Source organism: Maribacter arcticus, assembly GCF_900167935.1.
In the GTDB taxonomy this organism is placed as follows: Bacteria; Bacteroidota; Bacteroidia; order Flavobacteriales; family Flavobacteriaceae; genus Maribacter; species Maribacter arcticus.
In genome coordinates, this window is sequence record NZ_FUYL01000002.1 from 15739 (window position 1) to 37190 (window position 21452).

At 34.9% G+C, this 21452-nt stretch carries 21 protein-coding genes and 1 pseudogene; 16 read left to right on the forward strand and 6 right to left on the reverse strand.

All coding sequences use genetic code 11. From position 1 onward, the window contains the following. Nucleotides 1-39: 39 nt before the first annotated feature. The 15 genes and pseudogenes from B5X55_RS19325 to argH all read left to right on the forward strand — a co-directional run. Nucleotides 40-180: pseudogene (locus tag B5X55_RS19325) on the forward strand (nuclear transport factor 2 family protein); the annotation flags it as partial. Nucleotides 181-281: 101 nt separating this feature from the next. Then, nucleotides 282-1064: an agmatinase gene (gene speB, locus B5X55_RS02915; RefSeq protein ID WP_079511112.1), complete on the forward strand. Its 783-nt coding sequence runs from the start codon at nt 282-284 to the stop codon at nt 1062-1064. 52 nt (nt 1065-1116) lie between these two features. Beyond that, nucleotides 1117-2460, forward strand: coding sequence for an MptA/MptB family glycosyltransferase (locus B5X55_RS02920; RefSeq protein ID WP_079511113.1), 1344 nt, complete (start codon nt 1117-1119; stop codon nt 2458-2460). A 237-nt stretch (nt 2461-2697) separates the two neighbouring features. Next, entirely contained in the window at nt 2698-3327 is a 630-nt protein-coding gene (locus B5X55_RS02925) for a GNAT family N-acetyltransferase (RefSeq protein ID WP_079511114.1), read from the forward strand. 68 nt (nt 3328-3395) lie between these two features. After that, nucleotides 3396-4580 (forward strand): argininosuccinate synthase, encoded by a 1185-nt coding sequence (gene argG / locus B5X55_RS02930; RefSeq protein ID WP_079511115.1) that lies wholly within the window; start codon nt 3396-3398, stop codon nt 4578-4580. Nucleotides 4581-4643: 63 nt separating this feature from the next. After that, complete coding sequence (argC, locus tag B5X55_RS02935; RefSeq protein WP_079511116.1) at nt 4644-5618, forward strand: N-acetyl-gamma-glutamyl-phosphate reductase; 975 nt, start codon at nt 4644-4646, stop codon at nt 5616-5618. Nucleotides 5619-5748: 130 nt separating this feature from the next. Next, complete coding sequence (gene proC / locus B5X55_RS02940) at nt 5749-6543, forward strand: pyrroline-5-carboxylate reductase (protein ID WP_079511117.1); 795 nt, start codon at nt 5749-5751, stop codon at nt 6541-6543. A 48-nt stretch (nt 6544-6591) separates the two neighbouring features. Then, nucleotides 6592-7719, forward strand: a complete 1128-nt coding sequence (locus B5X55_RS02945) for an aspartate aminotransferase family protein (RefSeq protein WP_079511118.1) — start codon at nt 6592-6594, stop codon at nt 7717-7719. Then, on the forward strand, nt 7716-8912 hold the full coding sequence (locus B5X55_RS02950; RefSeq protein WP_079511119.1) for a glutamate-5-semialdehyde dehydrogenase: 1197 nt from the start codon (nt 7716-7718) through the stop codon (nt 8910-8912). Before B5X55_RS02945 ends, B5X55_RS02950 begins: the two co-directional genes overlap by 4 nt. Nucleotides 8913-9008: 96 nt before the next feature. Continuing rightward, the gene (proB, locus tag B5X55_RS02955; protein ID WP_079511120.1) at nt 9009-9773 is read left to right on the forward strand and encodes a glutamate 5-kinase; all 765 of its coding nucleotides are present in this window, start codon (nt 9009-9011) and stop codon (nt 9771-9773) included. Continuing rightward, entirely contained in the window at nt 9770-10711 is a 942-nt protein-coding gene (locus B5X55_RS02960) for a Rossmann-fold NAD(P)-binding domain-containing protein (RefSeq protein WP_079511121.1), read from the forward strand. Before proB ends, B5X55_RS02960 begins: the two co-directional genes overlap by 4 nt. Before the next feature lie 4 nt (nt 10712-10715). Next, nucleotides 10716-11471, forward strand: coding sequence for an SDR family NAD(P)-dependent oxidoreductase (locus tag B5X55_RS02965; protein ID WP_079511122.1), 756 nt, complete (start codon nt 10716-10718; stop codon nt 11469-11471). Nucleotide 11472: 1 nt separating this feature from the next. After that, nucleotides 11473-12252: an acetylglutamate kinase gene (gene argB / locus B5X55_RS02970; protein ID WP_079511583.1), complete on the forward strand. Its 780-nt coding sequence runs from the start codon at nt 11473-11475 to the stop codon at nt 12250-12252. A gap of 1 nt (nt 12253) precedes the next feature. Beyond that, on the forward strand, nt 12254-13318 hold the full coding sequence (locus B5X55_RS02975; protein ID WP_079511123.1) for a M20 family metallo-hydrolase: 1065 nt from the start codon (nt 12254-12256) through the stop codon (nt 13316-13318). A 63-nt stretch (nt 13319-13381) separates the two neighbouring features. Beyond that, nucleotides 13382-14659, forward strand: a complete 1278-nt coding sequence (argH, locus tag B5X55_RS02980) for an argininosuccinate lyase (RefSeq protein WP_079511124.1) — start codon at nt 13382-13384, stop codon at nt 14657-14659. Here the strand turns inward: argH and B5X55_RS02985 are convergent. The 6 genes from B5X55_RS02985 to B5X55_RS03010 all read right to left on the reverse strand — a co-directional run bounded on the left by B5X55_RS02985 (nt 14656) and on the right by B5X55_RS03010 (nt 20876). Beyond that, nucleotides 14656-15543, reverse strand: a complete 888-nt coding sequence (locus B5X55_RS02985; RefSeq protein WP_079511125.1) for a YihY/virulence factor BrkB family protein — start codon at nt 15541-15543, stop codon at nt 14656-14658. The two genes, argH and B5X55_RS02985, sit on opposite strands and share 4 nt — an antisense overlap. 242 nt (nt 15544-15785) lie before the next feature. Further along, nucleotides 15786-16847, reverse strand: coding sequence for a zinc-binding metallopeptidase family protein (locus tag B5X55_RS02990; RefSeq protein ID WP_079511126.1), 1062 nt, complete (start codon nt 16845-16847; stop codon nt 15786-15788). 36 nt (nt 16848-16883) lie between these two features. After that, nucleotides 16884-17726 (reverse strand): pseudouridine synthase, encoded by an 843-nt coding sequence (locus tag B5X55_RS02995; RefSeq protein ID WP_079511127.1) that lies wholly within the window; start codon nt 17724-17726, stop codon nt 16884-16886. 75 nt (nt 17727-17801) lie between these two features. After that, a complete protein-coding gene (locus B5X55_RS03000; RefSeq protein ID WP_079511128.1) occupies nt 17802-18707 on the reverse strand; it encodes a geranylgeranylglycerol-phosphate geranylgeranyltransferase in 906 nt (301 codons plus the stop codon). Nucleotides 18708-18719: 12 nt separating this feature from the next. After that, nucleotides 18720-19658, reverse strand: coding sequence for a mevalonate kinase family protein (locus B5X55_RS03005; RefSeq protein WP_079511129.1), 939 nt, complete (start codon nt 19656-19658; stop codon nt 18720-18722). Nucleotides 19659-19793: 135 nt separating this feature from the next. Continuing rightward, nucleotides 19794-20876, reverse strand: a complete 1083-nt coding sequence (locus tag B5X55_RS03010; RefSeq protein WP_079511130.1) for a diphosphomevalonate decarboxylase — start codon at nt 20874-20876, stop codon at nt 19794-19796. 81 nt (nt 20877-20957) lie between these two features. Here B5X55_RS03010 and B5X55_RS03015 point away from each other — a divergent pair, with 81 nt between their 5' ends. Beyond that, nucleotides 20958-21431 carry a TspO/MBR family protein gene (locus tag B5X55_RS03015; RefSeq protein WP_079511131.1) on the forward strand — a complete coding sequence of 158 codons (474 nt, stop codon included), beginning with the start codon at nt 20958-20960 and terminating at the stop codon, nt 21429-21431. Nucleotides 21432-21452 lie beyond the last annotated feature (21 nt).

Sequence of the window (21452 nt, forward strand, 5' to 3'; positions counted from 1 at the left end):
ATATACGTTTATAATTATAATTTTGAATCTAGAAAATAACAAAGCAACGAATTTGTTCGATGTATAGGTGAAGAGAATTTGGTTGCACTACATACACACCAAACATGGCCTGGCAATGATCAGTATGTTACCATGGGTTTTTTTAGATTTGATACAAATGAAAAAATTTGTGAGCATTGAGATTCCATTCAATTGATTCCTGAAAAATCTGAAAACCCGAATACCATGTATTAACTACTTTTAAAAACTTTAAAAATCAAACATTTAAACATTTAAACAAGATGAAAAATATAATAATACAAGGTATTAATTGGGATGCCAAATCTTCGTTTCAAAAGGGTCCAGCAAAAGCACCAGACTTAATTAGAAAAGCACTTTATAGCGATTCAATGAATCTATGTAATGAGTATGGCATCTCTATTGATACCGATACCATTGCAGACAAAGGTGATTTTATCATCAAAGATTATTTTGATATTATAACGACCACGAAAAAGCATCTTTCAACAGATTCAAAAGTGCTTACTTTGGGCGGTGACCACTCTATCACCTTTCCTATTATAAAAGCCTATCATGACCAGTACCCGAAACTTGACATTTTACATATAGATGCGCATGCCGATTTATATCATGATTATGAAGGCGACCCCTATTCTCATGCTTGCCCTTTTGCTCGAATTATGGAAAATGGTTTTGCAGTGAAATTGGTTCAAGTAGGTATCAGAACTTTAAATCCACATCAAGCGGCACAGGCAAAGAAATACAAGGTTGAAATACATGAGATGCGTAATTTAAATTTAGACAACATTCCTAAATTCGAAAATCCACTTTATATCTCTTTAGATATGGATGGTTTTGACCCTGCCTTTGCGCCTGGCGTATCTCATCATGAACCAGGCGGACTTTCATCTCGACAGGTCATCAACTTAATTCAAAGTATTGATACGGTAGTGGTCGGTGCAGATATTGTAGAATATAACCCTGACCGTGATTTTCAAGATATGACTGCTTATTTGGCTGCCAAGATGATGAAAGAGCTTTTAGGCAAAATGATGGAGCGCTAAGTATATATTCCGTTAAAACCTTATATTGAGCTTTCTCAAAACCAAACCAACGATGTCCAATACCCTAAGTACATTTTTGAAACTACATAAGATTTCATTTTTATTAGCGGTATTAAGTTTCGTTTTCTACTTTACATTTGCGTACCACCTAGAGCGAACGGACTTTATAAAACTACTCACCTTATTTTTTGCTTTATTTTTTCTCTGCTTCAAATTAATTCAGTTTCAAAAGCTAAACTTCAAATTTCTCTTAGGGATAGGTGTTATTTTTAGGTTTATATTTTTATTTACAGAACCCAATCTTTCACAAGACTTTTATCGATTTATATGGGATGGGCACTTAGTAGCCAATGCCATTAACCCTTACTTACACACGCCCAATGAGTTGATAAAAAACATTGCGACTATAATACCAAATGCCAATCAGCTTTATGAAAGCATGGGTAGTTTAAGTGCAAAACACTACAGTAATTACCCACCATTAAATCAGCTTATATTCGGTTTGGCAGCCCTTATTGGCGGTAAAAGTATGTTTGGCTCATTAGTAGTAATGCGATTTACGATTATTTTAGCTGACCTCGGTATCTTCTATTTCGGAAGAAAACTATTGAAAAACCTCAACAAATCGCCCCAATTAATTTTCTGGTACTTTTTAAATCCGTTAGTCATTATTGAACTTACAGGCAACCTACATTTTGAGGGAGTCATGTTATTCTTCTTTATTTCTTCTATGTTTCTTTTATCTATAGAGAAATGGAAATGGGCTGCAGTAATTTTGGCATGTTCCATTTCTATAAAATTAGTACCCTTATTATTCTTGCCTCTCTTCTTCACCTATTTAGGATGGAAGAAAAGTATCATGTTCTATTTAATCATAGGAAGTACCTCTGTTCTACTTTTTATACCCTTCTACACACCAGAGTTCATTGGTAATTATACCAAAACCTTAAGCCTTTGGTTTTCAAATTTTGAGTTTAATGCAAGTATCTATAATATAGTAAAGCGCACGGCAGTTCAATTTAATGCCAAGCCATGGGAATTCATAAAAATATATGGTAAAATCACCCCTATATTGACTATTACAGTGGTAGTGCTTTTTACATTTCTACCTAAAAGAAAAGATTTAAATAAGGTACTTGCCTCAATGATGTGGGTATTGGCTATATACTATTTCATGTCGACCACGATGCACCCTTGGTATTGTATTTTCTTAGTTCTTCTCGCCATCTTTACTTCTTACCGTTATGCCATTATATGGTCTGCTGCCATCGTACTAAGTTATTTTGCGTATTCCCAGCCAGATTTTAAAGAAAACTTATGGCTGCTCGCTCTTGAATATATTTCAGTATATGGCTTCTTAATTTATGAAATAGTTGCACATAATAACAAAAAGTAAAGTTTTTGTAAAAATTTTCGCAAGGGTGATGTCAAATAAATATAATTTGTACATTTACCCTGTAATGAACGAAAAAATCTACTTTTTATATAGTACCGTAAGCCCAGTTGCTCTTGCGCGTCCGTTCACATCTCGCCGTCGTCGCCCGTAAGGGTAAGATATATTTATGGAATTAGGTGAGTCCATTTCCGCACAGAAAATCAAAATTATTTTTTACACTTTTAAATCTATTTGGCAATGAACTTAATTGTTGCTAACGAATCACATTTTAAATACGCCCAAGATATTTGTGATACTATTGCAGATTCTGCAAAAATTCGTGGAACAGGTATTGCAAAGCGTACTCCTGAATATATTCGGAGAAAACTATCTAACGGTAATGCCATACTGGCCTTAGACGGAGATAAATTTGCCGGCTTCTGCTATATTGAAGTCTGGGGGCATGAGAAATTTGTAGCAAATTCAGGGCTTATCGTCCATCCTGATTATCGAGGCCAAGGTCTTGCAAAAAGCATAAAAGCCAAAATCTTTGAATTGAGTAGGAAGAAATTTCCTGATGCTAAAATATTTGGTATTACCACAGGCTTAGCGGTTATGAAAATCAACTATGAATTGGGGTATAAACCTGTGACTTTTTCAGAACTGACCGATGACCCAGAATTCTGGAAAGGTTGTCAAACATGTAAAAACTTTGATATACTTACACGTACAGAGCAAAAAATGTGTTTATGTACCGGTATGCTCTATGATGCTAACGGAAAGAAAAAAACTGACGAAGTCAAACAAGTAAACAGTAAAGCCTTTACAAGATTAAAAAGTATCAAGGAAAGTTTGTTCCTTAGAAAAAAAGAAGAAAAAAGTAAGTAATTGTTAAAAGAGTGTTTGTAATCATCATTCCACTTCCATAACAATCAAATACAGAAAAACACATTAAAATGAAATTAGTTTTAGCCTATAGCGGTGGATTAGACACATCTTACTGCGCAAAATATTTATCAAAAGACAAAGGATTTGAAGTACACGCGGTAAGTGTAAATACTGGTGGATTTTCAGCTGAAGAAATTAAGGAAATTAAGGAAAAAGCACTTAAACTAGGTGCGACTTCCTATACCTCAATCGATGCTGTACAGACATTCTATGAAAAAGTAGTAAAGTACCTAATTTTCGGCAATGTGCTTAAAAACAACACCTACCCTCTTTCGGTAAGTGCAGAGCGAATTGTTCAGGCCATAGAAATTGTCAACTACGCTAAAAAAGTAGGTGCCAAATATATTGCGCATGGCAGTACAGGTGCTGGTAACGACCAAGTACGTTTCGATATGATTTTTCAAATCATTGCTCCAGAAATTGAAATCATCACCCCTATTCGTGATAATAAATTGGCCAGAGAAGCTGAAATAGCTTATTTGAAAGAAAATGGAGTTGATTACCCTTGGGAGAAAGCCAAATACTCTATAAATAGAGGACTTTGGGGAACTTCAGTTGGTGGTGAGGAAACTTTAACTTCTGACAAGGCTTTGCCCGATAATGCATACCCAAGCCAGTTACAAGAAAAAAATCCTGCAGATATCACCTTAACTTTTGAAAAGGGAGAATTGGTTGCGGTAAATGGCGTAAAAGGCGATCCTGTCAGTAATATTGAAAAGGTTGAAGCCATTGCATCTAAATATGCCATTGGCAGAGATATTCACGTTGGCGACACTATTATTGGTACTAAAGGTAGAGTCGGTTTTGAAGCCTCTGCTGCACTACTAATTATAAAAGCGCATCATTTATTGGAGAAGCATACGCTTACCAAATGGCAACAATACCAAAAAGAACAACAAGGTAATTTCTACGGCATGCTATTGCATGAAGGCAATTACCTAGATGCGGTAATGAGAAATATAGAAACCTTTTTGACCGACACTCAAAAAACAGTTTCTGGTGATGTATTTGTTGGCTTGTACCCTTTTCAGTTTAGGTTGCATGGCATTTCATCTAAACATGATTTAATGACCGAGGCTTTCGGTAAATATGGAGAGGTTAATAAAGGCTGGTCTGCAGATGATGCTAAAGGCTTTATAAAAATTCTTTCCAATTCAGGTAAAATTTATAACCATGTAAATGGAAATATTTAGAAGATTGGAAAACAAATTATACTGTCCGGTCTAGCGCAGTCGAGACCTAAAAAGTTAAAAAAAATGATTAAAGCAGGTATTATAGGCGGATCAGGTTATACGGGGGGCGAACTTATTCGAATCCTATTAAACCATCCGGCTACGGAAATCGATTTTGTATACAGTACTACAAGAGCTGGTAAAAGAGTAACCACAGCACACCCCGATTTATTGGGAGTTACAGATTTAGAATTTACAGGAAATATAAACCTGAATGTAGATGTTGTATTCCTATGTTTGGGCCACGGTAATTCTACAGCATTTTTAAAGGAGCATGATTTTTCATCTGATACTAAAATCATTGATTTAAGTAATGACTTTAGGTTACATAAAGATGCGGATTTTGATGGAAAGAAATTTATTTACGGTCTGCCAGAACTTTTCAAAAAGGAAATTGAAAATGCCCAATATATTGCCAATCCGGGTTGTTTTGCAACTGCTATTCAATTAGCATTGCTTCCCTTAGCGAAGGCAAATTTATTGGAGAATGAAGTTCATATTAATGCCGTTACGGGTAGTACTGGCGCAGGTGTTAGTCCGTCAGCAACCTCGCATTTTTCATGGAGAAACAATAACGTAAGTTGGTACAAACCTTTTACCCATCAACATTTGGGCGAAATCAATGAAAGTATACATTCCCTACAGGAAAATTCTGGGAATTTATTTTTTATGCCGAATAGAGGGAATTTTACTCGTGGAATTTTAGCTACTTCGTATACCAAATTTGAAGGTGAGTTGGCAGATGCAGAAAAAATTTATCATGCTTTTTATAAGAATGCCGTATTCACTCAAATTTCTGAGGAACCTATCAACTTAAAACAAGTAGTGAATACCAATCAATGTCATGTGCATTTACACAAACACGATGATATTCTATTAATTACATCAGCTATTGACAATTTAATAAAGGGTGCATCGGGTCAGGCAGTACAGAACATGAATTTAATATTCGGACTAGAAGAAGATTTAGGTCTCAATTTAAAAGCTGGTGTATTTTAAAATGGTTGATGAAAAATAAAATTTAATTATTATCCCAAGAATGGGATTTAGAAATTATAAGTGATGAATTCAATGTTGTTCTTAAAACGTACTTATTACGCTGAACTCATTACTAAACACAAATAAAATTATGAAAATAGCCATTATAGGTGCGGGCAACTTAGGTCTTTCAATTGCAAACGGAATTCTAAACAGTAATGGTGCTACTACCATGTACCTTACCAAAAGAGATACAAAATCTATTCTCGATTTTGAAAAACACAACAAGGTGACTGTAACGACTGATAACCGTTTGGCTATTCAGAATTCAGATATTTTAATATTTGCCGTACAACCTGTTCATTTTGCAGGAATCTTAGAAAGTGTAAAAGATTTATTGAACGAAAATCATGTGATTATTTCTACCATAACCGGTTTTGGCATCGACAAAATAGAAGGGGTTATTGGCAAGGACAATTATATTATTAGAAGTATGCCCAATACAGCTATATCGGTAGGTAAGTCAATGACTTGTATCTGTAGTAACGAGAAAGGTAAAAAGCGAATTGACTTAGCGAAAGCTATTTTTAATAGAATGGGACATTCTATGGAAATTCCTGAAAGCCAAATGCAAGCTGCAACAGTAATTTGCGCCAGTGGTGTCGCATTTTGGATGCGTTTAATACGCGCCACCACCCAAGGTGCTATACAGCTAGGTTTCGATGCTCAAGAAGCACAAGAATTAGCCATGCACACCTGTAATGGCGCCGCTAGTTTACTTATTGAATCTGGCAATCACCCAGAGGAAGAAATAGATAGGGTAACTACTCCAATGGGTTGTACTATTACCGGTTTAAACGAGATGGAACACCAGGGTCTTAGCTCATCGTTAATTCGCGGTATTGTTGCATCTTATGATAAGATTACAGAATTTAAAACAAAGTAAAACACCTTTACCAAATTAGTTCTAATTTGAACTTGAATTTTTTGAACTATGAAATTATTCGACGTTTACCCATTATATAATGTAACTCCGGTTTCGGCTAAAGGAATTGTAGTTACTGATGATAAAGGCCAAGATTATTTAGATTTTTATGGCGGCCATGCCGTTATATCTATTGGCCATTCTCACCCTCATTACATAAAACGCTTAAAAGACCAATTAGACAAAATCGGTTTTTACAGCAATGCAGTTCAAAATCCGCTTCAAGAAGAGTTGGCCGAAAAACTAGGCCGACAATCGGGTTGTGAAGATTATAATTTATTTATGTGTAATTCTGGTGCAGAGGCAAATGAGAATGCTCTTAAAATGGCTTCATTTGTGACAGGAAAATCTAAAGTCATTGCATTTAAAAACGGTTTCCATGGTCGTACATCGGCTGTGGTAGCTGCAACGGATAATCCTTCAATTAATGCACCTATCAACCAACAACAAAAAGTAAACTTTTTAGAACTTAATGACATTAAAGGTTTTGAAAATGAGATTGTTAAAAAGAATGTTTGCGCAGTAATTATTGAATCGATACAAGGTGTTGGAGGTTTAGATGAACCAACCACAGAATTTTTTCAAAAAGTTGCATCACTCTGTAAAGAGAATGGTGTTTTTTTAATTGCAGATGAAGTTCAATGTGGATTTGGGAGAAGCGGTAAATTCTTCGGATTTCAGCATCACGATATACAACCAGATATCATAAGTATTGCAAAAGGAATGGGAAATGGATTTCCTGTAGGTGGTATTTTAATTCATGAAGGTATCAGTGCTAAATTCGGGATGCTCGGCACCACCTTTGGTGGCAATCATTTGGCCTGTGTGGCTACTTTAGCAGTTCTTGAAGTGTTAGAACAAGAAAATCTTATAAAGAATGCTGAAGAATTAGGCCTTTACTTCAATGAAAAGGCAAAAGAAATTCCACAAGTAAAACGTGTAAAAGGTCGCGGATTAATGCTTGGACTTGAGTTTGATTTTCAAGTAGCTGATTTACGCAAAAAATTGATATACGACCATCACCTATTTACAGGGGGCGCCAAAGACAAAACGGTGTTACGAATTTTACCTGCTTTGAATATTACAAAACAAGATTTAGATATTTTCTTTAAAGCTCTTAAGACTGCTTTAGCATGAAAAAAATTCTCAGTTTAGAAAAAAGGAATGCTGTACTATTGCGTATGGCCGACTTGGTACGACAAGAAGAATCAATATTACTATCTGCCAATGATAAAGATTTGAGTTCATTTGAATCTGATGACATCGCGATGGTCGACCGATTAAAGGTGAATAAAAAAAAGGTAGGCGAAATGGTCTATTCTTTAAAACAACTGGCCGCACTTGACGACCCTTTACATATAGAACGTTTTCAATTTACACATGATAACGGACTTGAAATAAGTAATAAAACCGCACCTTTTGGTACGATACTGATTATTTATGAATCTAGACCTGATGTAACTATTGAAGCTGCGGGCATTGCTTTTAAATCTGGAAATAAAATTTTATTGAAAGGTGGAAAAGAATCGTTGAATTCAAATTTAGTACTCGTAAACCTATGGCACAAGGCATTAGAAGCGTGTGATTGTGCTAAAGATTGGATAACCTATCTTAATTTTTCAAGAGAAGAGACTCAGAAATTCTTAGAAAAGCCGACTGAAAAATTGGACTTAATTGTGCCTAGAGGTGGTGAGCGATTGATTTCGTTTGTAAAACAGCATGCACAGTGCCCCGTAATCGTTAGTGGTCGAGGCAATAATTTTGTCTATGTTTCACATGAGGCAGATTTACAAATGGCCTTAGACGTTATTATAAATGCTAAAACAACTAAAATATCGGCTTGTAATGCTGCGGACAAAGTTATTATTTCAAGGGATTTACCACGAAAAATGGAATTCTTAAATCTTTTAGTACAGTCTTTAAAAAAGTATAATGTTGAAATTTTAACCGATGCTAAATTAGCGGGATTAGAAGGTACTTCACAAATGGATGATGAATCGGTTTGGTACGAAGAGTTTTTAGATTATAAAATCGTTATCGGTCAAGTACCTGATGTTGACGAAGCAATTCAGCACATCAACACCTATGGTGGCGGCCATTCGGCAGCAATCATCACCAAAAACGAAGAAGAAGCAGATACATTTATGCAATCTGTAGATACGGCAGCCGTATACCATAATGCATCGACTCGTTTTACCGATGGCGGACAATTTGGTCTTGGTGGCGAATTAGCCATAAGCACTGACAAGCTACATCAACGCGGCCCAATTGGCCTTCAACATTTGGTAACCAACAAATGGTTTGTAAAAGGTAATGGGCAGATTAGATAGATGATGGTTGATGAAAATAAATTATAATGTACGGTTGAGCAAAATCGAGACCCAAAAGTTAAACGAAAATTACTAGAAGCCAAAAGTAAAATTAGAATGTTAAAAAAAAGAATTTTATTAAAAATAGGCTCCAATACGTTAACCAAAGATACCGACCATATCTCTCGAGGTAAGATTGAGGATATTGGTAGGCAAATAGCAGCCTTAAAAGAAGATTACGAATTCATAATTGTAAGTTCTGGTGCAATTGCAGCTGCTAAACAATTCGTGAAACTTGAACATAACGGTGAGGAAATTAATGTAAAACAGGCTCTTGCATCAATTGGTCAGCCACATCTAATGCGTATTTTTCAAGAAAATTTTCGTGAGTTAGGTCTATTTACATCACAATGCCTTCTATCCTATTCCGACTTTGAAAGAGAACAGTCTAGAGTGAATATCAAAAACACTATAAACGTGTTGGTCGCCAATAATTTCATCCCCATTATTAATGAGAATGATACGGTAGCCACAGATGAAATAAAGTTTGGCGATAATGATAAATTGGCAGGCCTAACGGCTTCACTTTTATCTGCAGATATTTTAATTATTGCCACCAATACAGATGGTATTTATACAAAGGCGTCTTTATCTACAGCTTCACCAAAAACTATTGAAGTTGTTTCAGATTTAAGTGAATTACAACACGAAATTGGTGATTCAAAATCAAGTCATGGTACTGGTGGAATGCAATCAAAAATCGACGCAGCTACTATTGCTAAAAAAGCAGGTATTGAAACATGGATTACGAATGGTCTAACCGATAATTTCATAACCGATGCTATTGAAAATAGGAGCATTTTTACAAAAATTAAAGCATGAAAAATTACCTTTCCATAAATGATATCGACTCTTTATCCACATGGGTAAAAGAAGCTATTTCCCTTAAAAAACAACCTAGAAAATTTAAAGAATTAGGTAGTGACAAAACAATCGGCCTTTTGTTTTTTAATAACTCACTACGTACTCGTTTAAGCACTCAAAAAGCAGCCATGAATTTGGGCATGGAAGTTATTGTTATGAACTTTGGAAGTGAAGGTTGGGCACTAGAATATGCCGATGGCACTATTATGGACCAAGGTACTTCTGAACATATAAAAGAAGCAGCACAGGTAATTTCTCAATACTGCGATATTATTGCCATACGTGCTTTTGCTGGTTTAGTTGATAAAGAAAAGGATGAAGCTGAAGAAGTCTTAAATGGTTTTAAAAAATACGCTAACGTACCAATCGTAAATATGGAAAGTTCTGTTGGCCATCCTTTACAAGCACTCACAGATGCTATTACGATGGAGGAACAGAATTTTAAAAACGATCCGAAAGTGGTTCTTTCTTGGGCACCTCACCCAAAAGCTTTACCGCATGCCGTTGCCAATTCATTTGTTCAAATGATGCAGAAGCAAAATGCCGATTTTGTAATTACGCATCCGGTAGGTTATGAATTAGACCCGAACATTACCAAAGATTCTAAGATTGAACACGATCAAGATAAAGCTTTAGAAAATGCTGATTTCGTTTATGTAAAGAATTGGAGCAGCTACTCTGACTACGGTCAAATAAAATCACAAGATAAAACCTGGCAAATGACCTTAAAGAAATTAGGAAATGCCAAATTCATGCACTGCCTTCCTGTTCGTAGAAATGTGGTCGTAGCAGATGAGGTATTAGACAGCAAACAATCCTTAGTTATTGAGCAAGCGAATAATAGAACGTTTGCCGCACAATTGGTTTTAAAAAAAATACTGGAAAATTTAAATTAAAAAAATGGCCGACAAACTAGTACATAAAGTAGCTATTATTACCGGAGCAACAAGCGGCATGGGAAAAGCCATAGCGCATACTTTTGTTGCAAATGGGGCTAAGGTCATTTTATCGGGTAGAGATGAAGAACGTGGCAAAGCATTAGAAAAAGAATTAGGTGAGCACTCTATTTTTATCGCTGGTGATGTTAGAAATTCAGCCTACAATGAGCAACTTGTTAATTCGGCTATTGAACATTTCGGAAGACTAGACATCCTTTCAATGAACGCTGGTATTTTAGGATTAGGAAGCGTTACCGAACTACCGGATGCCTTGTGGAAGAACACAATGGACACCAACCTATCATCCATTTTTTATCTTTCTAAATACGCTATCCCCGAAATGGAAAAGAACGAAGGTTCATCCATTTTAATCAATGCTTCGATTGCAGCCTATAAAAGTTTTCCAAATCATCCTGCGTATTGTGCCTCAAAGGCAGGTTCACTTGCATTAATGCGACAAATGGCAGTTGAATACGCTCCACAAATAAGGGTGAATGCTATATGTCCTGGGCCAGTAGATACTCCACTACTTTGGGATTCTGCAAGGGCCTTTAGTGACCCAACAAAAGCTGTTGAAAATGCAGCTAGCAAAACATTATTAAATCGATTAGGCAAACCTAATGACATAGCTAATCTTGCGTTATTTTTAGTTTCAGAAGATGCCTCATGGATAACAGGATCCGCAATGACTATTGATGGAGGAATTTTAAATGCATAAAATGAAAGAGAAACTTTCCATAGTAAAAATTGGCGGTAATGTAATTGAAGATGAAAAGGCACTAGATATATTTCTTACTGCATTTTCAAAATTAGAAGGGCTAAAAATATTGGTACATGGTGGAGGTAAATTAGCAACACAACTAGCAACACGACTTGGCATTAAATCTAATCTTGTCGATGGTAGACGCATTACCGACAAAGCTACCGTTGATATTATCACCATGGTATATGCTGGTTTGGCAAATAAAAAAATTGTTGCTCAGCTACAGTCTAAAAAAGTAAATGCCATAGGCTTGAGTGGTGCTGACGGCAACAGCATACAAGCACATAAAAGACCGGTAAAAGATATAGATTATGGATTTGTTGGCGATATTGATGGTGTAAATTCTGAATTACTAAAAAACTTTTTATCAATAAATTTAACTCCAGTTTTTTGTGCAATTTCCCATGACGGCAAAGGTCAATTATTGAATACGAATGCAGACACGATTACCTCAGAAATTGCGATTGCCATGGCATCAGATTTCGATACGACTCTATATTATTGCTTTGAGAAAAAAGGCGTTCTATTAGATATAAATAATAGTGAAAGTGTTGTTAAATATATAAATACTGCCAAATACAAAGAATTATTATCCCAAGGAATAATAGCAGATGGTATGTTACCAAAACTTCACAATTGTTTTCATGCATTAGAGAACGATGTAGAAAAAGTATGCTTAGGTGATGACTCTATGTTAGATAAAAACGCTGAATTGTTCACCACGTTAACCTTATAGAATGAATCAAACAAAACTTATAGAAAGTGCAATAGAATTATTGAAAGAGTTGATTTCAATAGAATCTTTTTCTAAAGAAGAGGATAAAACTGCTGATGCTATTCAAACCTGGTTAGCAAAATTCAATGTACCAACAGAACGAGACCTCAACAATGTAATTGCCAAGAATAAACACTGGGATAATTCTAAGCCTACCCTACTGTTAAATTCACATCATGATACTGTAAAACCCAATACCGCTTATACAAAAGACCCTTTTCACCCACATGTTGACAATGGAAAATTATTTGGATTGGGAAGTAATGATGCGGGCGGACCCTTGGTATCTCTTTTAGCAACCTTTGTTCATTATTACCACGCCGAAAACTTAAATCATAATATTTTGATGGTGGCCTCGGCAGAAGAAGAGAATGCTGGAGAAAACAGCTTGCGAGGTTTACTACCGAAGCTACCACAAATAGATGTTGCTATTGTTGGCGAACCCACCTTAATGCAACTTGCCATTGCTGAAAAAGGACTCGTCGTTTTTGACGCTATTGTAAAAGGCACTCCTTCACATGCTGCACACCCTAATGCAGATAATTCAATTTATAAATCAATCGCTGTTTTAGAATGGTTCAAAAATTACAAATTCGAAAAAACATCAGAGGCACTAGGTGATGTGAAAATGACGGTTACCCAAATTAGTGCAGGTTCGCAACACAATGTAGTACCGGCACAAGTAGATATGGTGGTTGATGTGCGGGTAAACGATTCTTATTCAAATAAGGAAATTGCAGATTTATTAAAGAAGGATGCCCCATGCGAATTAAAGGAGCGATCTTTACGTCTCAATTCATCTAAGATAAATATAGACCATCCGCTAGTGAAATCAGGTATTGCTTTAGGTCGAACAACCTATGGTTCACCTACACTTTCGGATCAAGCGGCTTTAAGTTGTCAATCACTAAAATTAGGTCCTGGTGATAGTACACGTTCTCATTCCGCCAACGAATTTATTTATGTTCAGGAAATTGAAGAGGGTATAGATTTGTATATTAAAATATTAAAAGGCTTCTTGCAATAAACAATAATCTTTTAGCAATGCACAATTGACAATTGTTCGTTGATAATTGAAAACTGACTTAAAATGAAACTCTGGGATAAAGGATTTAGCACTGATAAAAAGATTGACCATTTCACTGTTGGCAATGATAGAGAATTAGATTTGCACTTAGCCAAGTACGATGTTATCGCATCAAAAGCACACGCTAAAATGCTAGGTGAAATTGGTTTGTTAACTCCCAAAGAAACCAAAGAACTTGTTAATGAGCTAAACAATATTGCTGCAAGAATAGAAAAGGGTACTTTCTCTATAGAAAAATCTTTTGAGGACATGCATTCGAAAATTGAATACATGCTTACCCTTAGTTTAGGAGATACTGGTAAAAAAATTCACACAGCACGTTCTAGAAACGATCAGGTTTTAGTGGCTATGCATCTTTATTTAAAAGATGAGTTAGAAGAAATTAAGTCGATGACTAAATCACTTTTTAACCTTCTGTTAGTAAAGGCTCAAGAACATAAAGATGTTATGTTGCCTGGGTATACCCATTTACAAATTGCAATGCCTTCTTCCTTCGGCTTGTGGTTTTCTGCATATGCCGAAAGCCTAATCGATGATTTATACTTTATTGATGCTGCTTACAAAGTTGTAGACCAAAATCCTTTAGGTAGTGCTGCCGGCTATGGTAGTTCATTTGCTATTGACCGTAGTTTCACTACTAAAGAAATGGGTTTTAGCACTTTAAAATATAATGTAGTCGCCGCTCAAATGAGTAGAGGAAAGGCTGAAAAAGCAACTGCATTCGGTATTGCAAATATCGCTGCAACCCTTTCAAAAATGGCTATGGATATTTGTTTGTACATGAGTCAGAATTTCAACTTTATTTCTTTTCCAGATGAGTTGACAACAGGCTCGAGTATTATGCCACATAAAAAGAATCCGGATGTATTTGAGCTTGTTCGAGGAAAATGCAACAAACTACAATCTATACCAAATCAATTGACTTTAATCATCAATAATCTACCTAGTGGTTATCATAGAGATTTACAATTGGTAAAGGAAATAATCGTTCCGGCGATACAAGACATGAAGGCCTGTTTAGAAATATTGACCTTTAGTCTTAAGGAAATAAGAGTGAACGAAAATATTTTGGACGACCCCAAGTATGATTATTTATTTAGCGTCGATACTCTAAATGAACTCGTGCAAAATGGAATGCCTTTTAGAGATGCCTACAAGAAAATGGGTCAGGAAATTAACGAAGGTACATTTACGCCAAAAAGAGATATTCATCACACACACGAAGGCAGTTTAGGGAATTTATGCTTGAAAGAGATTAATGATAAAATGAAAAAAGTTTAATTCACTTTCACATATTTATCGGAATATATTTTGGTAAACTGTGCCCCAAACGTCACTATTAAACTCGAATAGGAAACCCAAAGCATCACTAAAATTATGCTACCTGCAGCACCGTATGTAGAACCTGGTTCTGCTTTTCCAAAATAGAAGGCTAAAGCATATTTACCTATTAAAAATAACAGTGCGGTAAGTGCTGCACCCACTTTTACGGCTCTCCATCGTACATGTCTGCTAGGTAAATATTTAAACATTGCACCGAAGAGTACGTAAATAAATGTTAGTGATAGAACGATATCTAATACAAAACCTAGTTCTAGCATACCCTCGGGTAGTATTCGTGAAAGTTGCTTTGAGAAGGCCGATAAGAAAGAGGTCAAAACAAAGCTTATCAAAAGCAGAAATCCAAAAATAAGAATAAATCCAAAGCTTTTCAATCGCATAAAAAGCGTTAATAACACTTCATTTGAATATTTCGGTTTTGCGTTCCATATATCATTCAATGCATTTTGAAGCTGATAAAAAACTCCTGTGGCTCCATAAATCAATACTCCTACACCTAATATCGTAGCCACTAAAGAAGTATTTTCACTTCCTCTATCCGCAATCATTTCTTGTATCGATTGTGCCGTTTCTGGACCCATAGCCGATGAGATTTCAGCAAATAATTCTCCACGCACTATTTCTTTTCCCCAAATACCACCTACCAATTCTAATATTAATATAAGAAGACCTGGAAGAGAAAGTATGGCATAATAGGCTATTACCGCACTTATTTGAAATGGTTGCTTTTCCATCCATGTATGAAATGTTCGCACTAACAATTTAGGTAAATGAGATAACTTGAACTTATTGCCTTGCTTTTTATTTCTTTGTTCGGATGCCATATAAACACAAATTTAGTAGTTTTTAAAAATACAGCTAGGTTCTTTGTATTAGTTATCCTATTGACAAAAAATATTACCTCCATTAAAATGTTTCCAAAAATTTAAGTGACTAGGCCGATAGTTTTTTAAGCAAGGCTATTTAACTAAAATAAACTATTCACCTTTAGGAAATACACAAAGTATCATTGCCACCTCTTGTTTTGGAGAAGGATTTAGGAGAGACAAAGATTGTCTTCTTGCATTCATATTCCTTTTAATAAATTATGAATGAATTCTAATTTTTTCTTTACTGGCTCTGAAATAATAAACGGATAAGGGTCATCTTCTCCCATAGACCGATTCATACTATTTAAAGCATATAGAAGTGGAATACCGGTATCCATAAATTTATTAAAACTACTTTCTTTGTAAGGGTTAAAACTAGCGTTCATTTTCAAACTCTCTGGTGAGGTGATTTTAGGATCAGTTTGCATTCCAAAATTATAGGCCGTCTCTAAAACATCGGTTAAATGAAGATAATGAGACCATGTTTCTGCCCAATCTTCCCAAGGGTGAGAAGATGCATATTTACTTATGAAGCTTTGCTGCCAATTAGATTTAGGGCCATTTTCGTAATGTCTTTGTAAAGAATCGGAATATGATTCAGATTCGTCACCAAAAACACTTCTAAAACTTTGTAAAACATGCTCATCATCACAAATTAATTGATCCCAATAGTAATGACCTACTTCATGTCTAAAATGACCCAACAAGGTTCTGTAGCGTTCAGCCATCTGCTTTTTAACTTGCTCTCGAACTACCGGATCAGCTTCTGAAATTAGCAAGGTCACTACACCGTTGGCATGCCCAGTCTTAATATCTTTTGATGCTTTTACTAAGTCATCTTTAGACAAAAAATCAAAACATAGTCCGTTTTGATTATCTTCGATTTTACTAATGATAGGTAACCTGAACTGTAGTAGTTGATATACTAATCTATGTTTTGCAAGTTCAATATGTTTCCATTTTTCTAAATTTTCCTCATCTAATAATTGAGGGATAGTCCTGTTCAAAGAACAAGCCAAGCAAAATTCAGATTCTTGAGAAGTTTCTACCAACCAATTGCACACATCATGTTTATGGTTTTCACAATAAACATATGTTTTATTCTCTAAATCAATCAATTTCCATTGAGAAGCATTGGTGTCTAACGAAACAATTGTATTGTAATAAGAAGAGTAGCCTAAAAAATAGCCGCAATTTACACACGTATGATTTTCGAAAACAACCGTATTCTTACAGTTGGTACATTGAAATAGTTTCATATATCCTTTTGCCCTTTATTAGACAAGGACAATGTATTATTTAATCATTTTAAGGTTTATCACCTCTTGGGCGGTCAAATATCGCCAATGTCCTCTTGGTAAATCTTTTTTAGTAAGACCTCCATAAACAACTCTATCAGATTTTTGAACTTTGTAGCCTAAAGTTTCAAATAGACGTTCTACAATTTTATTTCTAGAACTAAAAATTTCAATACCTACTTCTCGTTTAGGAGAATCGGCTATAAAACTTATATCTTGAACACGAACTACTTTCTCGTCGACAATTACACCTTCTTGAATTTTCTTTAAATCGGCACTACGCAATTCCATATCCAATACTAGATGATATATTTTACGCAAACCATTTATAGGACTTTTCAAGGTCTTGGTCATGGTACCATCGTTCGTAAACAAAAGTAAACCAGTATGTTCTTTTTCCAATTTATCAACCGGCAATAATTTTGACTTAGATGCGCTTGATATTAATCCAGATACATGTCTTCTACCTTTTTCATCACGAATAGTAGTTACAAAATCTTTTGGCTTATTAAGTAATACATATTCTTTCTTTACAGGGTTCAATAACTGTCCGTCAAACTTTACTTCATCGGTCAATTTTACTTTATAGCCCATTTCAATGATTGGCTTTCCATTAACGGTTACATTTCCTGCTGCAATATATATATCTGCATCTCTACGTGAACAAACACCAGAGTTAGCTACATATTTATTAAGTCGAATAGAATTAGGATCTGATGGCTTACTGGGATTTGCATTTTTCTTCACAGGAGCATTGCCACGTGCATAGCTCTTCTTTTTGAAATTACCCCCTTGTCTTCCCGAAGATTTTTTCTCTCTACTAGAATCGTCCCTACTCATAACTGTACCAATTTTGCACAAAGGTAGGAAATTGCATTGCCGTTCAAATAGTTATATTGAACATATTAACAAGAACTATAGTATTCTATTTAATACTAGGTGTACATCAATCAGTAAAATACTGAAAACCCCCACCACAATTATCAGTTTTAAAATATTATGCAACCAAACATAGTCTTTTTTAGTTTCTGCCCTCGACAGTAGAAAAATGAATAGTACCAATAATAATACACATGTAGCGAAATAAAAATTCATATAACCTACATCGAACTTAAAAATAAGAAGAAGCGATGGTAGTAGAGTTAACAATATTAAAAGCGTTATAATAATTTTAGAAGTTCTTGCCCCGTAAATTATTGGAATGGTTTTATAGTTTTGTGCAATATCGCCTGAAAGATTTTCTAAATCTTTAATCATTTCACGTGCTAGAATTAAGAGAAATAAGAAAAATGCATGTACGAAAATGACCGTTTCAAAATTTCGATAGTATACGAATACCACAAAGAAAGGTGTAATGGCCAAAGTTGCCGATATGAAATTCCCCAATAAAGGAATTCTTTTTAACTTATGTGAATAAATCCAAATTCCGAAAATATAGGAAGAGAAAAAGAATACTGCCCTAAACGACACATAACTAGCGGCAATTACAGCCATAAAATTCAGCACAAAGTACGTAGTTAGTTTAAATCGCTGGCTAACCAAGCGATCAAGCATACTTTTTCTAGGCTTATTTATTAAATCTTTTTCAGCATCGTAAAAATTATTGATAATGTAGCCCCCAGCGATTACCATTACAGAGGCAATAACGATGGCAAATAGATTAACATCAAAAACAACTTGTCGCAATGGTAGATTTGGCGATAAAATATAAATGGATGCCAAATATTGTGCTAAAGCAATAACAAGAATATTATACCCTCTAACTACCGAAAAAAGACTCAATACCTTTAAAAGTAAGAGTTTGTTTTTTCTATTAAGCATTTTGGAAATTTCCTAAAAATTATAAACTACTTCAAGTTTGTAGTCTTTAAGCGAAGTCTTTGCCTTTTCAAAATCTTCTGTAAAACCAAGAATATACCCCCCACCACCAGAACCGCATAGTTTCAGATAATAATCATTGGTATCGATACCATTCTTCCATAACTCATGAAATTTAGCTGGTATCATTGGTTTAAAGTTATCTAAAACAACATGAGACAATTGTTTTAAATTTCCAAACAAAGATTGAATATTACCATTAACAAAATCTTCAACACATGCATCGGTATGTTTTATGAATTGATTCTTTAGCATCTTTCGAAAACCATCATTCTTCATCTGCTCCATAAAAATCTGAACCATTGGTGCTGTTTCACCAACTATGCCACTATCTAATAAAAACACAGCTCCTTTACCTTCCGCGTTTTGAGAAGGAATACTTGTAGACTCAATATTATCTTTAGAATTAATAAGAATAGGTAAACTTAAATAACTATTCAAAGGATCAAGACCTGACGATTTACCATGAAAAAAAGATTCCATTTTACCGAAAACAACCTTCAATTTTAACAATTTCTCTCTAGTCAAATTTTCTAAGACCGTTATTTTATCATGTGCATACTTATCATAGATTGCTGCTACTAGCGCACCACTACTACCTACACCATAACCCTGTGGTATTGAGCTATCGAAATACATACCGGCAGCTATATCAGCCTTTAGCAGATCTAAATCAAAAGAAACCAAATTAGGTTCCTTTTTAGTTAGTTTTTTAAGATAGGCAGCAAAAGCTTCTAAACTTTCATTTGATTTCATTGCTTCTTTTGAAGCATTTGCATCTGATTTTAGAGCTCCTTTATAAAAATTATAGGGTATAGATAATCCTTTAGAATCTTTTATGATACCGTACTCTCCGAAGAGAAGAATTTTGGAATAAAACAGTGGTCCTTTCATTTTAAAAACTGGGCAATTATCAAATGTTACTTATAAATATACACAAAGTTGAACGTTTCCCTCTTTTTTGTTAAACAATATAGTTGAATCGCTCATTTACTAACGGGATTTTGGATGTAATCGTACATAAACAACTTACAACTTCTTAGCACCCAGTCCTATTCGATCACAAATATACTGCCCATTTTGACAAAAAGGAACCAACTTTTCTTTTATGAACGGAAAAACCACATCTTTTTCGCTCTCAGGATACAATACATGTACGTTAGCTCCTGCATCTAGCGTAAAACAAACATGGGTCTTAGATTGCTCTCTAAATTTCCAAATACTATTTATTATAGAAAGAGTATTTGGCTTCATGAGAATAAAATATGGACTACTAGTCATCATCATAGCGTGTAACGTAAGAGCTTCACTTTCAACTATACTTATAAAATCAACTAAATTGCCATTTGAAAAAACGGCCTTTAATTTATCTAAATTAGTGTCTGCTTGAGCAAATCTGTTTACTGCATATGGGTGGCCATGCATTAATTCATGCCCAACAGAACTACTCACTTGTTTTTCACCTTTGTCAACTAACAAAATTGTGTCGTGATAATTATCATATATTGGATGCACATTATAAGGATACTTAATTCCGTAAAGATTTGAACTACCTTCTATTACTTTACTTTCTCCCCATTGCACCAAAGGACCTTCGATACTTCGACATGCACTACCAGAACCTAATCGAGATAAAAATGAACCTTTTCTATTAAAATACTCCATTGTCATATTTTCAACAAATGACCTTTCCATTTGCATAAAACAAAGCGCCAATGCAGACATTCCGCTAGCAGATGATGCTATACCGCTACTGTGCGGAAAAGTATTTGATGTGTTTATGACAAAATGATAATCTTTCAAAAAAGGTAAATATCTTTCTATTCTCTTTAAAAATGTCTTGATTTTTGGTTTAAACTCCTCTTTCTCTTCTCCTTCAAATAAAAAGTCAAAAGAAAATTCACCATTCTTATTATTCTTCTTTTTATAATGAACTTTTGTCTTGGTAGTGCAGGCGTCCAAAGTAAAACTGATAGACGGGTTCGCAGGAATTTGATTTTCTCTTTTCCCCCAATACTTCACTAACGCAATATTACTAGGTGAAGAATAAGCCACTACGCCTTCTTCTTTCAATGTTGTATAGGAAACTGAACTAAAATCTTTTTCTGTCATTGAAATTTTAATTTGTGCAAAGATAGTTTTTAGGGCTATCAATTAAAATTAATCCTTATTTTAGAGCTAAACACCAACCAATTGAAAAGAAAACTCACCTACATCATTATCGGAATTGTCATATGTTCTACCATAGGGTTTCTTAGCAGTGTTGTTACTCAAAGTTCTGTGAATGGTTGGTATATGACTCTGAACAAACCGAGTTTTAATCCACCAAATTGGATATTCGCTCCCGTGTGGACAGCCCTTTACATTTTAATGGGAATTTCTGCTGGATGGGTATGGGCAAAAGGATTTCATCATAAATGGGTAAAAACAGGACTGTACCATTTTGGTTTCCAATTATTATTAAATGGCTTATGGAGCATCGTATTCTTCGGATTACAACAACCATTCTGGGGTCTTTTGGTGATTTTAACCTTATTGGTGGTTCTTATATTAACTATTAAATGGTTTAAGGTGGTGAGCAAAGTAGCTGCTATTTTATTGATTCCCTATTTACTTTGGGTATGTTTCGCTACCGTTTTGAACTATAAAATATGGGAGTTGAATTAAAAAAATATCTTCTTCTACAAT